Source organism: Propioniferax innocua, from assembly GCF_006716235.1.
Lineage (GTDB): Bacteria > Actinomycetota > Actinomycetes > Propionibacteriales > Propionibacteriaceae > Propioniferax > Propioniferax innocua.
The window spans coordinates 435,376-450,331 of the sequence record NZ_VFOR01000001.1; the positions used below are offsets into that span (position 1 = coordinate 435,376).

General features: G+C 65.3%; 11 protein-coding genes. 6 read left to right on the plus strand and 5 right to left on the minus strand.

What is annotated here, in order from left to right; all coding sequences use genetic code 11:
- Positions 1–59: 59 nt before the first annotated feature.
- From FB460_RS02000 to FB460_RS02010, 3 genes are all read left to right on the plus strand, one after another.
- Complete coding sequence (locus FB460_RS02000; RefSeq protein ID WP_142092444.1) at positions 60–1,748, plus strand: AMP-binding protein; 1,689 nt, start codon at positions 60–62, stop codon at positions 1,746–1,748.
- Positions 1,749–1,810: 62 nt separating this feature from the next.
- Positions 1,811–2,854, plus strand: coding sequence for an App1 family protein phosphatidate phosphatase (locus FB460_RS02005; protein ID WP_142092445.1), 1,044 nt, complete (start codon positions 1,811–1,813; stop codon positions 2,852–2,854).
- 140 nt (positions 2,855–2,994) lie between these two features.
- Entirely contained in the window at positions 2,995–5,406 is a 2,412-nt protein-coding gene (locus FB460_RS02010) for a DNA gyrase/topoisomerase IV subunit A (RefSeq protein WP_142092446.1), read from the plus strand.
- Between the two features lie 3 nt (positions 5,407–5,409).
- On the opposite strand, the gene FB460_RS02015 is transcribed toward FB460_RS02010, so the two are convergent.
- From FB460_RS02015 to FB460_RS02030, 4 genes are read right to left on the minus strand one after another with little or no spacing between them, the layout of a single operon-like run.
- The gene (locus tag FB460_RS02015; RefSeq protein ID WP_142092447.1) at positions 5,410–6,054 is read right to left on the minus strand and encodes a LutC/YkgG family protein; all 645 of its coding nucleotides are present in this window, start codon (positions 6,052–6,054) and stop codon (positions 5,410–5,412) included.
- Positions 6,054–7,550 carry a LutB/LldF family L-lactate oxidation iron-sulfur protein gene (locus tag FB460_RS02020; RefSeq protein ID WP_142092448.1) on the minus strand — a complete coding sequence of 499 codons (1,497 nt, stop codon included), beginning with the start codon at positions 7,548–7,550 and terminating at the stop codon, positions 6,054–6,056. The genes FB460_RS02015 and FB460_RS02020 overlap by 1 nt, the downstream gene beginning before the upstream one ends.
- Positions 7,547–8,335: a (Fe-S)-binding protein gene (locus FB460_RS02025; RefSeq protein WP_142092449.1), complete on the minus strand. Its 789-nt coding sequence runs from the start codon at positions 8,333–8,335 to the stop codon at positions 7,547–7,549. The genes FB460_RS02020 and FB460_RS02025 overlap by 4 nt, the downstream gene beginning before the upstream one ends.
- Positions 8,336–8,345: 10 nt before the next feature.
- On the minus strand, positions 8,346–10,040 hold the full coding sequence (locus FB460_RS02030) for an L-lactate permease (RefSeq protein WP_142092450.1): 1,695 nt from the start codon (positions 10,038–10,040) through the stop codon (positions 8,346–8,348).
- Positions 10,041–10,147: 107 nt separating this feature from the next.
- Here FB460_RS02030 and FB460_RS13395 point away from each other — a divergent pair, with 107 nt between their 5' ends.
- From FB460_RS13395 to FB460_RS02045, 3 genes are all read left to right on the plus strand, one after another.
- Complete coding sequence (locus FB460_RS13395) at positions 10,148–10,849, plus strand: FadR/GntR family transcriptional regulator (RefSeq protein WP_142092451.1); 702 nt, start codon at positions 10,148–10,150, stop codon at positions 10,847–10,849.
- A gap of 616 nt (positions 10,850–11,465) precedes the next feature.
- Positions 11,466–12,926, plus strand: a complete 1,461-nt coding sequence (gene gndA, locus FB460_RS02040) for an NADP-dependent phosphogluconate dehydrogenase (RefSeq protein WP_142092452.1) — start codon at positions 11,466–11,468, stop codon at positions 12,924–12,926.
- Positions 12,923–13,447 carry a beta-class carbonic anhydrase gene (locus FB460_RS02045; RefSeq protein WP_142092453.1) on the plus strand — a complete coding sequence of 175 codons (525 nt, stop codon included), beginning with the start codon at positions 12,923–12,925 and terminating at the stop codon, positions 13,445–13,447. The genes gndA and FB460_RS02045 overlap by 4 nt, the downstream gene beginning before the upstream one ends.
- On the opposite strand, the gene FB460_RS02050 is transcribed toward FB460_RS02045, so the two are convergent.
- Positions 13,431–14,792, minus strand: coding sequence for an MFS transporter (locus FB460_RS02050; RefSeq protein WP_142092454.1), 1,362 nt, complete (start codon positions 14,790–14,792; stop codon positions 13,431–13,433). The genes FB460_RS02045 and FB460_RS02050 overlap by 17 nt on opposite strands.
- Positions 14,793–14,956 lie beyond the last annotated feature (164 nt).

The window sequence follows — 14,956 nt, forward strand, 5'->3', positions numbered from 1 at the left end:
TGGCAGGCTGCACCCAAGACGACCACGTCCATCGCTCTGCTCGTCCCAAAGGAGGGACCATGCCCATGCATCCTGACGTTCTCGCCGCCCGTGATCTCCTGGTGCAGCACCGGACCGATCTCGACGCCGCCCGCGCCGCCTTCAGCTGGCCGCGCCCCGACACCTTCAATTTCGTCTCCGACTGGTTCGACGGCCTTGCCGAGACCCAGCCCGAGGAGACGGCCCTGTGGATCGTGGACGGATCCGGTGACACGCTGACTCGCCTGACCTTCGCTGAACTGGCACAGCGTTCCAAGGAGGCCGCGGCCTTCCTGCAGGAGCAGGGAATCGGGCGCGGAGACCGGATCCTGGTCATGCTGGGCAATCAGGTGGAGCTGTGGGAAGTGATGCTGGGTGCCATCCGCATCGGCGCGGTGCTGATCCCGTCCACCCCGCAACTCGCGCCCGACGACCTTCAGGATCGCGTCGCGCGCGGCCATGCAGCGCTCATTGTGGCCAACACCGAAGACACCCCGAAGTTCGCCGACGTGGACGAGTCGTGCCGACGCGTCTGTGTCGGCGAGACCGAGGGGTGGACGACATACCAACGCATCGAGGGTGCCGAGCCCACGATCGAGGGAGAGTCGCGGGCCGACGACCAGCTCCTGCTGTACTTCACCTCGGGCACCACCTCACGCCCCAAGTTGGTGGAGCACACGATGGCGTCCTACCCCATCGGACATCTCTCGACGATGTACTGGATGGGAGTGCAGCCCGGCGATGTACATCTGAACATCTCCTCGCCGGGGTGGGCCAAGCATGCGTGGTCGAACCTCTTCGCTCCCTGGCTCGCCGGCGCGACGATCCTGGTGTTCAACTACGCACGTTTCGACGCCGCCTCGCTGCTCCGCGTGCTGAACCATGCCCGCGTCACCACCTTCTGTGCCCCACCGACCGTGTGGCGCATGTTGGTGCAAAGTGACCTCGCTTCGACCGAGGTGTTCGTGCGCGAGGCGCTGTCTGCCGGTGAGCCGCTGAACCCCGAGGTGATCTCGCGTATCCAGCAGGCCTGGAATGTGACGATCCGGGACGGCTACGGCCAGACCGAGATGACGTGCTCGGTGGGCAACACCCCCGGTCAGGAGGTGGTGCATGGGTCGATGGGCAAGCCCCTCCCCGGCTACGACATGGTGCTCATGGACCCCGCGACCGACACCGAGACCGAGAACGAGGGCGAGCTGTGCGTCCGGCTCGACCCGGCTCCACAGTCACTGATGACCGGCTACCGCGATGACGCCAACACCTTCAACGACGAGAAGAACACCGAGGCGAATCGGGCCGGCGCGTACCACACCGGCGATGTGGTCTCGCGTGACGAGGATGGACGCATCACCTACGTGGGGCGCGCCGATGATGTGTTCAAGGCGTCCGACTACCGGATCAGCCCCTTCGAGCTGGAGTCGGTGCTCGTGGAGCACCCCGCGGTGGCCGAGGCGGCCGTGGTGCCCAGCCCCGATCCGCTGCGGCTCGCCGTGCCCAAGGCTCATGTGGTGCTCGCCAGCGGGTGGGAACCGAACGAGGAGACCGCCGAGGAGATCCTCCAGTTCGCCCGCACCCATCTGGCTCCGTACAAGCGCATCCGCATTCTCAAGTTCGGTGACCTGCCCAAGACGATCTCGGGCAAGATCCGGCGTGTGGAATTGCGCAATGCAGCGTCCGAGGAACGTCAACGTGGCGAATTCTGGGCGTCGGATTTCGACCTGAAGTGATCCCGCGGCGCCCCGGGTGATCGGCTCCACATCATCGGCCCGGGGTCGCTAGGCTGCGCAACATGAGTCGACCCTTCTTCGCCGCTCGCCTCGAGTACCTCCTGAACGTCAAGCGCAACGCGAGAGCACGCAATCGTGCCTGGAGCGAGGAAGTCGTTCCCTACACCGGATACGGCTCATCCAAGTTCATCCGTGTGCTGGCGCGGGTGCTGCTCACGCCCGATGAGGCCACACCGGGCTTGGCTTGGTGGGGTGATGTCAGCCCCCTGGCACAGCGGGGTTGGCGGAACTTCGTCAATCTGCCGGCCGTGGACGCGACGGTGACCGTGCGTGTGGGTGATGAGGAGTACCAGGTCGAAACCAACCGTAACGGGCACGTCGACCAGCGCTTCCCCGTCCGTGGGCTGGAGCCCGGATGGCACAGCGTCGAGATCACCTCGGGATCATCGACGGTGACGGCACCGATCATCATCATCGACCCCGATCAGGAGTACGGCCTGGTCTCCGACATCGACGACACGATCATCTCCACCTCGCTGCCCCGCCCGATGCTGGCGGCGTGGAACACGTTCGTGCTGCAGGAGTCCGCGCGTCAGGCCGTGCCGGGCATGGCCGAGATGTACCGTGCGCTTCTCGCCGATCATCCACAGGCGCCCGTCGTCTACGTCTCCACAGGCGCTTGGAACACCGCGCCGACGCTGAATCGTTTCCTCAATCATCACGGGTACCCACGCGGTCCCCTGCTGCTGACCGACTGGGGCCCGACCAACTCGGGATGGTTCAGGTCGGGGCAGGAACACAAGCGAACGTGCCTGCGCGATCTCGCCATCGACTTCCCGAAGATCAAGTGGATCCTCATCGGCGACGACGGCCAGCACGACCCCGCGTTGTACGGCGAGTTCGCCGAATCGCACCCCGACCGGGTGTCGGTGATCGGGCTCCGTGAACTCACCCCGGGGGAACAGGTGCTGGCACACGGAACGCTCGGCTCGCTGGAATCGGGCCAGACGAGCAATGTGGCCGTTCCCGAGGTCCGGGCCGGTGACGGCCACGAACTCCTTCCCCTCGTGCAACGTGAACTCGCACACGAGGCGCGCAGCGTCTGACGTCCCACATCTCACCGGCCAGCGGCCGCAAATCAGAGGACACGCAGCGTCAGCGCCCCGGGAGCGGCGTCGTCTCTGGAAGGATGACGATGCTCAGGGCCGGAAGGCCAGGTGTGATGCATGAAGGGACCCACTGAACGATGGCGCGCAGGACGACCGAGCCGCCCGAGGAGATCGAGGACAACGTTCTCGACGTCGATGTCTCCTCGGAGATGCAGACGTCCTTCCTCGAATACGCCTATTCGGTCATCTACGCCCGCGCGCTCCCCGATGCCCGCGACGGACTCAAGCCCGTCCAGCGCCGCATCCTCTTCGCGATGCAGGAGATGAACCTGCGCCCGGACCGTGGTCACGTCAAGAGCTCGCGTGTGGTCGGCCAGGTGATGGGCCTCTACCACCCGCACGGTGACACCGCGATCTACGACGCCCTGGTGCGCCTGTCCCAGGACTGGACCATGCGTCTGCCGGTCATCGACGGTCACGGCAACTTCGGCTCCCCCGACGCTGGCCCGGCCGCCATGCGTTACACCGAGTGCCGTCTTGCACCGGCAGCGCTGGCGATGACCGACGAACTCGATCAGGACACCGTCGACTTCCGCCCCAACTATGACGGGCGCGAACGCGAACCCGTCGTGCTCCCAGCGGCCTTCCCGAACCTTCTCGTCAACGGCACCACGGGAATCGCGGTGGGCATGGCCACCAACATCGCTCCACACAACCTGGGCGAAGTGATTCGCGCGCTGCGTCACATGCTGAAACATCCGAATGCACAGCTCGAGACGCTCATGCGCTACATCCCCGGCCCCGACCTGCCCACCGGTGGCCGCATCATCGGCCTTGGTGGGATCGCCGACGCCTACGCGACCGGCCGAGGAACCTTCAAGATCCGCGCCACCATCAAGATCGAGAAGGTCAGCCCCCGACGTCAGGGCATCGTGGTCACCGAGCTGCCGTGGACCGTCGGCCCCGAGAAGGTCATGGAGCAGATCAAGGGGCTGGTCCAGAACAAGAAGATCCAGGGCATCGCCGAGGTGGCCGACCTCAGCGAACGTGGCGGAACACGTCTGGTCATCGAGGTCAAGAACGGTTTCAACCCCGAGGCCGTGGCCGAGAAACTGTTCCAGCGCACGAAGTTGCAGGACAGCTTCAGCATCAACTCCGTCGCCCTCGTCGAGGGACAGCCACGGACGCTGGGGCTGCGCGACATGCTGCAGGTCTATCTGGATCACCGTCTCGAGGTGACGCTGCGACGCACCACATTCAACCGCGACAAGGCGCTGGAGCGTCTACATCTTGTGGAGGGTCTGCTGATCGCGATCCTCGACATCGATGATGTGATCGCGATCATCCGCAGCTCCGAGAATGCCGGTGAGGCCCGCGAACGCCTCATCGAGGTCTTCGAGCTGACCGAGACGCAGGCCAACTACATCCTGGACATGCAGCTGCGTCGTCTGACGAAGTTCTCCCGCATCGAGCTGGAGAGCGAGCGCGATGAGCTTCGTGCCCGGATCGACGAGCTCACCGAGATCATCGAGAACGACGCACGTCTCCGTGAAGTCGTGGACGGGGAGCTGGCACAGGTGGCCGAGACCTACGGCACCCCGCGTCGCACCGTGCTGCTCGAATCGAGCGGGGTCACCTCCACCGCCGCACCACTCGAGGTTCCCGATGATCCATGCCGTGTGATCCTCGGCGCCACGGGACGCATCGCCCGCGTCGACCATGAGGGCGCACTCCCTGCACGGCAGGAACGTGACCGACATGATGTGCTCGTCAGCGATGTCGCCACCACCGCACGCAGCGAGATCGGCGTCGTCACCAACCGCGGACGCCTCGTGCGCCTCAACGTGCTCGATCTTCCGTCGGTGCCGGCCACAGCGCAGGCCCCCAACCTCACCGGCGGTTCCCCCGTCGCCGATGTGGTCGACCTCGACCCTGACGAGAAGGTCCTGTTCCTCACGACCCTCGACCCTGAATCGGCTGGCCTCGCGCTCGGCACCCGCCAGGGCGTGGTCAAGCGCGTCAAGCCCGAGATCCTGGGCCGTGACGACTGGGACGTGATCTCCCTGGCCGAAGGCGATGAGGTGGTCGGCGGCTGTGAACTGCCCTCGGACGATCTTGAGCTGGCGTTCATCACCTCCGACGCCCAACTGCTCCACTTCTCGGCGAGCTTGGTACGTCCCCAGGGCCGCACCGGTGGTGGCGTGGCGGGAATACGGTTGGCCGCCGACGCCACCGTGAGGTTCTTCGGCGCCGTCGGCGACGACGCCCAGGTGGTCACCGTCGCCGGTTCGGATGCCCTGCCCGGCACCGACGGCGGCAGCGTCAAGGTCACTCCCCTGTCGGAATATCCGAGCAAGGGCCGGGCCACGGCTGGCGTCCGCTGTCACCGGTTCCTCAAAGGCGAGTCGACGCTGTCACTCGCCTGGGTCGGGGCTGCACCGATCGCGGGCCAGGCCTCCGGAGCACCGACGGACCTGCCTGCCGAGCACGGCCGACGCGATGGTTCGGGCGTGCCCGCAGGCGGGCCCATCGATGTGTTGGGACGCTGAGGCTCACTCCACCACGATCACGTACAACGTCCTTGGTCCGTGGACGCCCTCCACGCGGCTGAGCTCGATGTCGCTGGTCGCCGAACCACCGCTGAGCCATGTGACCGGAAGACCATGACGAAGGGCGGGCTTGAGTGCGTTGATCCCTTCAGGCACATCGCTGACGATCTGATCGGCGCGCACGACACACAGGTGCCGATCCGGCAGCAGCGTCAAGGCGCGTCGCCCCTGCCCCGTGGAGTGGTCGAGCGCGATGGTTCCCGAATCGGCCATGGCCACCGCACATGTGCTGATGACGCTGTCGATGGCGTTGAGTTCGGCATGGCTCAGGGGTCCCTCGTCCGAACACAGGTCGATGTCGGTGAGAGGTTCGGTCCAAGCCTCCGGGATCCCTTCGGGAACCACCAGCCGCTCAGTCCCCAACCGGCGGATCGCCTCGGAGATCTCCACCGGCAGATCGGACTGCGGAACACGCACCACCGTGGCCCCGTAGTCCTCGACCTTGATGACGAAGTCTTCGATGATGTCCTCGGTCGGCAGGGCGGTTCCGTAGGTCCAGGTGATCGGGATGTCGACCTCAGGGTCTGCCTCCTGCACATCGGCAAGAGCACCCCGGATCTTGTTCAGGATCGCTTCCTTGGCCGTCATCACTTGCCCTCCCTGTGCGTGCGCCACCAGGCGCGGAATGTCTCACTCGGCGGTGGTTCGGCGTCACGTGCCTGAAGCCATCGTGAAGCCAACGGCATGGGCATGGGCCCGAGCCAACGTTCACGGAAGACTCGACCGGCCATGCGGGAGCCCCAGTGCACTTTCTCCAGGTGGCTGCCACTGGACATGGCCCAGGTGGTCGACTTCATCAGGCCCTGCTCGATCGTGGGACGCTTCGCCGTCTTGTGCTCGACGACCTTGTTCCGCAGGTGGACCAGGATGTCGGTGAACGGGATCTTCACCGGGCACACCTCGTTGCAGGCCCCGCACAGCGTCGACGCGAACGGCAGTGCCTGGTCCACCTTGCTGTCCAGGCCCCGCAGCTGTGGATTGAGGATCGCCCCGATCGGGCCGGGGTACGGGCTCCCGTAGGCGTGTCCTCCTGCCCGTTCATAGACCGGGCAGATGTTCAGACAGGCCGAGCAGCGGATGCATCGCAACGCGGCTCGTCCCACTGGATCGGCCAGAACATCGCTGCGCCCGTTGTCGAGCAGGACCACGTGGAGGTCCTGCGGCCCATCACCGGGACGGACGCCGGTCCACATCGAGGTGTATGGGTTCATACGTTCCCCGGTCGAGGACCTCGGGAGCAGCTTGAGGAAGACCTCCAGATCATCCAGCGTCGGCACGATCTTCTCGATCCCCACCACCGACACCAGTGTCTCGGGCAGCGTCAGGCACATGCGGCCGTTGCCCTCCGATTCGACGATGACCAACGTGCCGGTCTCGGCCACGATGAAATTGCCGCCGGAGACGGCCATCTTGGCCCGCAGGAACTTCTCACGCAGATGAGCCCGTGCCGCATTGGTGAGTTCGGTCGGCTCGTTCGAGAGCCCTTCGGGAGCCGGAGCCCCGTACCGTCCCATCTCCTCGGTGAAGATGTCGCGGACCTCGGTGCGGTTGCGGTGGATGGCCGGGACGAGGATGTGGCTGGGCAGATCGTGTCCGAGTTGGACGATGAGTTCGGCCAGGTCGGTCTCCCAAGCGGCGATCCCCTCGGCCTCCAGGTGCTCGTTGAGGTCGGTCTCCTGGGTCACCATCGATTTGATCTTCACGATCTCTTCGATCTGTTTCGCCTTGGCGATGTCGGAGACGATCCGGTTGGCCTCCTCGCCGTCACGGGCCCAATGCACCGTGACGCCGGCCGCGGTCATCGCTTCCTCCGCCTGCACAAGGTATTTGTCCAGGTGCCGCCCGACGCGGTCCTTGATCTGCTCGGCGGCGGTGCGCAGTTCCTCCCAGTTCTCCACCTCCGATGCCCGCAGCACACGCTTCTCGCGGATCACGTGGGTGGCATGGGAGAGGTTCTTGCGTTGCTGGGACAGCTGCAGTTCGGTCTTGACCGCTTCGGGGAAGGGAGGGATTCCCAGCCAGGTTCCCGGTTTCGGCGTCAGCCGTGGCTTGTCGGCGGTGAGGGTCTTGTCAGATGCGGTCATCGGGTCTCCTCCTGCGTGCTGGCCAGGATCTCGGCGAGGTGAATGGTGCGGACGCCGGTGCGCCCTCGGTGCAGGACGCCGCCGATGTTCATCAGGCAGGCATGGTCACCGGCCACGAGGTACTCGGCTCCGGTACTGAATGCATTACGGGCCTTGTCCGAGGCCATGGCGATGGAGACATCGGGGTTCTTCAACGAGAACGTCCCGCCGAAACCACAGCACTGCTCGGCCTCGGGCAGATCGATGACCTCGATCCCGCCCACGGCACGCAGCAGGCGCAACGGCTTGTCCCCCACTTTGGCGATGCGGGCGGAGTGACACGTCGGGTGATAGGTCACCTTGTGTGGGAACCATGCGCCCACGTCCTCGACGCCGAGGACGTCGATGAGGAACTCGGAGAGATCGCGGGTGGCAGCGGCTGTCTGGGAGGCTTCCCGTGCGAGGGCGGCGTCACCGGCGCGGTCGGCGAGCATCTCGTGCTGGTGACGCACCGACCCGACGCAGGAGCCGGAGGGGGCGATCACGTGGTCGTATCCGCCGAAGGCATCGACGTAGTTCTTGACGGTGGACAGGCCCTCGTCGAAGTAGCCGGTGTTGGTCATGATCTGGCCGCAGCAGGTCTGTTTGCGGGGGAACTCCACTCGACAGCCGAGTCGTTCCAGGATCTGAACCACGGCCTTGGGGATCGAGGGCTTCATCGTGTCGGTGATGCAGGTGGCGAACAGGGCGACGGTGAGGCCTTCCCCCGGACGCTCCCTGTGTGTGGGCTGTGTGGTGACGGTCATGGGATGCCTTTCAGATCAGCCAGCTCAGCACTGGTGTGGACATGAGGCCGGTGAGGATGCACATCAGGATGAGGAGCACGATGCTCCAGCCGAAGACCTTGCGCAGAATGATCGATTCCGAGCCTCCGAGCCCGATCGCGGCGGCTGCGATCGCAAGGGACTGTGGGGAGATCATCTTGCCGACGACGCCACCGGCGGCGTTGGAACCCACCAGCAGCGCGCGCATGCCTTCCACCCCGAGATGGCTACCGGGGCCGATCTGCTGACCGACGCTGGATTGCAGACCGGAGAACAGGATGTTGGCCGAGGTGTCAGAGCCGGTGACGTAGGTGCCGATCCAGCCGAGCACCGGCGCGAGCGCCGCATAGATCGCACCGGCTCCAGCGATGGCCACGCCGAGGGCGAGCGTCTGCCCCGAATCGCCCATGACGTAGGCCAGGGCGACGACGCAGCCGATGGTGAGGGCGGCGAAGCGCATCTTCTTCATGTTCGTCCACAACACACCCATCGTCTCGGCGAAGGACATGCGGTAGATGAATCCGGTGGCGATCGCCACCAGCGCCAGCAGGATGCCCGGTGTCGAGGCCCACCCGAAGGTGAAGGTGGTGTGTGCGGACGCCGAACCGTCGATCTCCTGGAGTCCGGCGAGGAGTGGCCAGGCGAATTCGATGTCGGTGGCTTTGAGCACGTCCTTCACTGCCGGGATCGCGGCGATTCCGAACACGACGATCACCATCAGGTAGGGCACGAGGGCCATCATGATCCGCCCGCCGGTCAGTGCCCCGGCGGCAGCATCGTCATGGGCTTGGGGAATGAAGTCCTTCTCGACCTCGGCATCGAGCGGGACGCTGATCCGGTCGCGGCTCATATCCCCTCCGCGGGGGTGCCAGATCCGCAACATGCCGATGGCGACGCAGACGCTGACGACCGCCGCGAACATCTCGGTCAGGTTGTACAACGATGTGGACGAGACGATCCATTTGGTGGCTCCGAAGGAGAGGCCGAGGGCCAGGCCGATCGGCCAGCATTCCTTCAGTCCCTTGGCTCCATCCATCACCCACAGCAACAGGAAGGGCACCACCAGGCAGAGCATGGCGGTGATCCGTCCGGTGATGGGAGAGATGGCCAGCACGTCATCGAAGCCGCCGGTTCGCGCCGCCATCAAGACCGGCAGGCCGACGGCACCGAAGGCGACCGGAACCGTGTTCGCCAGCAACGCGGTCACCGCCGATCGCAGGGGTGAGAATCCCACCGCCACGAGCATCGCGGCGGTGATGGCGACCGGGGCACCGTACCCGGCGAGGGCTTCGAGAAGCCCGCCGAAGCAGAATGTGATGATGAGTCCTACCACGCGGGGGTCATCGGAGATCAGGAAGAAAGTGCGGCGGAGGTCCTCGAACCTCCCGGACGCCACCGTGACCTCATACATCCAGATCGCGGCCAACAAGATCCAGACGATCGGGAACAGCCCGTAGATGAAGCCGTGGACACTCGTGGACAGCGCCTGCCCCACGGGCATGCCGAAGCCAAGAATGGCCACGAGCGCCGCCACGGCCCAGGAGAAACCGCCTGCGACATGGGCCTTCCATCGCAGGACTCCCAGGGTCACCAACATGGACACGATGGGAAGCAGCGCCACCAGCGCCGAGAGCCACTGTTGGCCAAACGGATCGGTACTTGGGGTGAACGTATTGAGAATGACCATGCGAACTCCACTGTCCATTGGTCGGACCATCAATGGTATGACCATACGCCTGTGACTCTTCGACCGTCAAACCACCCCGCCAACAGGTCTCATGGCACACTGCTCGGATGAGTGCGCAGCATCCTGAGGGCGGTTTCAACCGGGCCATGCAGTACCTGACCGACCAGATCCTCACCCATCAGGTCGGCCCGGGGACACGGCTACCCTCCGAACGCGAGCTCGCCGAGCTGATCGGCGTTGGCCGCAGTGCGGTGCGCGAGGCCATCAAGGTGCTGCAGGCGCAAGGGCTCGTGACCTCCCAGGTCGGTCAAGCCGGCGGCACCACCATCGGATCGGCTCAGGGAATCTCGTTCGGACGGATGCTCCAGCTGCATATGGCACTCAAGGAGATCTCCCACGACGAACTCACCGAGACCCGCGTCCTGCTGGAGCGCGCTGCCACCGAGAACGCCGCCGCAACGGCGACCACCGCCGCACTGCAGGAGCTCCAGCAGATATGCGAGGAGATGGCCGAGGAAAACGACGTGGCCACCTTCAACGAGCTGGACACCCGATTCCATGTGGCCATCGCCCAAGCGGCACAGAACCGGCTCGTGCGGGATCTCACCATCGCCATCCGACAGGCCGTCGCCGCGCACATCCTCCAGGCGGAGCGGTCACTGCAGGACTGGCCGAAGCTCCAGGCTCGCCTGGTCACCGAACATCACAGCATCGTGCAAGCGCTGATCGACCACGATCAGAGCCGGGCAGCAGCGCTCGCCGAAGCACATGTCCGCGGCGCTCACGCGGTCCTGTTGACCTCCCCGTGACCCACCACTTGACCTCCCCGTGACCCACCACCTCGCGCACGAGCCACAACCCTGCACGCAACCCGCGACCCGCACACACCACTCATAACTCGTACCTCACCCGCGACCCACGACCCACACCTCACCCGCGGTCCACGCCCCACACCTCACCCGCGGTCCACGACCAGTACCTCACCCGCGGTCCACGACCAGTACCTCACCCATGATCCTGTCCATAACCCGCCACCTCACCGCCTCCATTCCCCACCGCCCTCATTCCCCATCACCCTCACTCCCCATCGCCCTCATTCCCCACCGCCCTCACTCCTCAGCACCGGACGAGAAACACAGCACCCCAACACAAGAAAAAACACTGCGGTCAAGATCGGTCCTCATCTACGCGCGGCGAAGACCTCGTGGGCGATATTGCGGACAAAATCTGACCTCAACGTTTTTTCATGTGTGGTGCCCCCACCTTTGCTGATCCACGCCGCACCCGAAGCGGTGGTTCCGCTCCTCCAGCCAGCGCCCTAAACTCGGGCGAGTGGCATCCGGAAACAGGATGCGATGAAGCGGCCCAGCCCAGCCCGGATCACTCCGAGAAGATTTCGCCGGATCACCCCGAGAGGATGCGATCGTGACGATCACCCCACCCGCCCCGGAATCAGCAGATATCGGCGTCATCGGAATCGGGGTCATGGGCGCCAATCTCGCCAGGAACCTCGCTCGCCACGGCCATGACGTCGCGATCGTGGACGTGGACCCCGCCAAGTGCACCGAACTCATCACCGAGCACGGGGACGAGGGAACATTCATCCCCGCAGCCGACCACGACCAGTTCGTGCAGTCACTGCGCGGGCCACGCGTGGCCATCATCCTCGTTCCCGCAGGCGATCCCACCGAGATGGTCATCGACGCCATGGCTGAGCGCATGGACTCCGGCGACATCCTCGTGGACGGCGGCAACTCCTTCTATCTCGACACCCTCGCCCGGGCCGACCGGCTCGCACCCACCGGTATCAACTTCATCGACACCGGCGTGTCCGGCGGTGCCGAAGGTGCCCTGACTGGTCCATCGTTGATGCCCGGCGGAAGCACCGAGGTCTACGAACGGGTGGGCCCCATGTTCGAGTCGATCGCCGCCCGGGTCGACGGTCACCCCTGCTGCACCCATGTGGGCCCCACCGGCAGCGGCCATTTCGTCAAGATGGTGCACAACGGCATCGAGTACGCCGACATGCAGCTGATCAGTGAGGCCTACGACCTGCTGCGCAACGCTGTCGGACTCACCGTCCCCGAGATCCGTGATGTGTTCGACGCATGGCGTTCCACCGAGCTGGATTCGTTCCTCATCGACATCACCACCGAGGTGCTCGGCCACACCGACGCCGACACCGGGCGTCCGTTCGTCGATGTGGTGCACGATGTCGCCGGGTCCAAGGGCACCGGCGCCTGGTCGGTGCAGCAGGCCCTCTCCCTCGGCGTCCCCGTTCCAGCCATCTCGGCGGCGACCACAGCACGCGCCCTCTCCGGGGCCGAGGCCCAGCGTCACAGTGTGCAGGCCCTTGACCTCCCTGCTCCCGTCCCGGTGCCCATGGACGACCGGGAATCGTGGACCGAAGCGATCCGTCAGGCACTGCTGGCGTCGAAGATCTGCGCCTACGCCCAGGGCTTCCACGAGATCGCCACGGCGTCGCACGAGCAGGAGTGGGACATCGACCTGGCCGAACTCGCCCTGATCTGGCGCGGCGGTTGCATCATCCGAGCCCGCTTCCTCGACCACATCGCCGATGCCCTCCGCGACGAGCCGTCACTGCCGATGCTGCTGGCCGCCCCTTGGTTCACCGAGCACATCACCTCGACGCTGCCCCAGTGGCGACGCGTGGTGGCCCTGGCCGCGAACTCCGGTGTCGCCACACCGGCCTTTGCGACTTCGCTCGGCTATCTGGACTCCCTGCGCGCCGGCCGGATGCCGACCGCACTGATCCAGGCCCAGCGCGACCACTTCGGCTCCCACACGTACCGGCGCACGGACCGTGAGGGTGTCTTCCACACGCGCTGGGAGGAAGACGACCGCCCCGAGGAGACATGGTCATGAACAGCGAAGAGAACACCACACCCGTCCCAGGCTTCGAGGATCTGCTGGAGTCCAACGCGAAATACGCCGAGCAGTTCAACGACGGCGGCTTCGACGGCATCGCCCGCAAGGGCGTGCTCATGGTCACCTGCATGGATTCCCGCATCGAACCACTCGCCATGATCGGGCTCCGGTTGGGTGATGCAAAGATCCTGCGCACCCCGGGTGGACGCATCACCACCGACGCCATGATCGGCTGTGTCCTGGCCGTCCACCTGCTCCAGGTCGACCGCATCATGATCGTCCCCCACACCCGCTGCGCGATGGGTTCGGGCGACGACCAGCAGATCGCCCAGAAGGCGCTGGAGACCTCGGGGGTGGACCTCCGCGGAATGGTTCTCGGCTCCACTCCCGATCAGGCTGCCGGTCTGCGCTATGACGTGACGCGCATGCGCAACCATCCGCTGCTGGCGTCCAAACACGTCACCATCGGCGGATTCCTGTATGACGTGGACACCGGGCAGCTCACGCAGCAGATGTGACGCGTGAGCGGTTGTGCGTGACGCCCTCGATGCGGACGAACCAGAACAGGATGAGTCCGCCGAGGAGCGTCAGCACGATGCCGAGCAGGCCCAGTCGGGTGCCGAGCAGCGCGGTGAAGATTCCGATGAGACCGGGTGCGATCCAGCTGGCAGCACGCCCGACGGTGTTGTAGAGCCCGAACATCTCATTCTCCTCCCCCGGTTCGATGACGCGGGTGAGGAGCGTCCGTGACGCCGACTGCACCGGCCCCACCAGGGAGCTGATGCCGAGTCCACCGATCCAGAACATCGCTGTGGCCGAGATCGCCAGGATCAACCCACCGAACACGACCATCGTCGCCAGCGAGGCGAGGATGACGAACCTCGGCCCCACACGGTCGTCGACGAGCCCAAACACCCATGCCCCCAGCGCGGCGGCGAAGTTCGCGGCAAGACCGAAGATGATGATCTCCGTGGTGTCCATCCCATAGGAAGTGGCCGCGATGACGCCGGCGAAGGCGAAGACCGCAGACAGGCCGTCCCGGTACACGGCGCTGGCGACGAGGAAGCCCAGAACCTGTGGCGAGGTTCGGAATTTGCGGCGCAGATGCCGAAAAACCTGCGCGTAGGCAGAGACGACGTTGAGCGTCCTGGCGTCCCCCTTTGCCGGTGGCGCCGGTGGCCCCCAGATCATCACCGGCACCGACATGACCAGCAGCCAGCCAGCACAGAACACGGCGATGGCGCGGTAGTTCATGGCGTCCTGCTCGGGCACGCCGAGGAAACCACCGTCGAGGACGAACAACGCCAACGTCGCTGCAAGGGTGATGACGCCTCCGAGGTAACCCAGGCCCCAGGCCGCCCCGGAGATGCGGCCGACATTGCTGGGCGTGGAGATGTCCACCAGCATGGAGTTGTAGAAGATCTCGGCCACCTGCTGCATCATGTTCGCCAACGCGATGAGCCCGGCTCCCAGATAGAGATATTTCAGGCCATGATGCGTCTCGTACGGGAGCACGAACCAACACATCGACACACTCGCGACCACCAGCAGCGTCGAGACCGAGAGCATGAGCCGGCGTCGACGAACCCGGTCGGCCCACACCCCGATGACGGGCGCCAACAACGCGACGATGATCCCCGCGACGGTCTGCATGTTGGCGAAGACCTGCTGACCGGTCTGCTCATCGGGCGCGGCGGCAGTGGTCACATAGACCGAGAACACGAAGGACAGGATCACCGTGTTGTAGGCGTTGGATCCAAAATCCCACAAGCACCACGAGACGATCTGCCCAAGGGACCCTCGGCGCCCATGGTCGAGGGCTGCTGTCGAATGGTCGTGGACCGGCTGCTCGGTGGCGCTCACACCACCTGAGGCTACGGCATCACATCACCTTCTGGGTGTCTCGTCACTGAGATACCGAACAGCCCAGACGACGACCGACCAAGACACGAAACGCCCAGACAACAAACGACCAGACGACAAACGACCAGACGACAAACGGCTCCGGTTGATTCGGTGTCGAACCA

Excerpts from the sequence above, each read along its gene's own strand:
- FB460_RS02000 (WP_142092444.1), top strand. The coding sequence starts at position 60 with ATGCCCATGCATCCTGACGTTCTCGCCGCCCGTGATCTCCTGGTGCAG.
- FB460_RS02005 (WP_142092445.1), top strand. The coding sequence starts at position 1,811 with ATGAGTCGACCCTTCTTCGCCGCTCGCCTCGAGTACCTCCTGAACGTC.
- FB460_RS02010 (WP_142092446.1), top strand. The coding sequence starts at position 2,995 with ATGGCGCGCAGGACGACCGAGCCGCCCGAGGAGATCGAGGACAACGTT.
- FB460_RS02015 (WP_142092447.1), bottom strand. The coding sequence starts at position 6,054 with ATGACGGCCAAGGAAGCGATCCTGAACAAGATCCGGGGTGCTCTTGCC.
- FB460_RS02020 (WP_142092448.1), bottom strand. The coding sequence starts at position 7,550 with ATGACCGCATCTGACAAGACCCTCACCGCCGACAAGCCACGGCTGACG.
- FB460_RS02025 (WP_142092449.1), bottom strand. The coding sequence starts at position 8,335 with ATGACCGTCACCACACAGCCCACACACAGGGAGCGTCCGGGGGAAGGC.
- FB460_RS02030 (WP_142092450.1), bottom strand. The coding sequence starts at position 10,040 with ATGGTCATTCTCAATACGTTCACCCCAAGTACCGATCCGTTTGGCCAA.
- FB460_RS13395 (WP_142092451.1), top strand. The coding sequence starts at position 10,148 with ATGAGTGCGCAGCATCCTGAGGGCGGTTTCAACCGGGCCATGCAGTAC.
- FB460_RS02045 (WP_142092453.1), top strand. The coding sequence starts at position 12,923 with ATGAACAGCGAAGAGAACACCACACCCGTCCCAGGCTTCGAGGATCTG.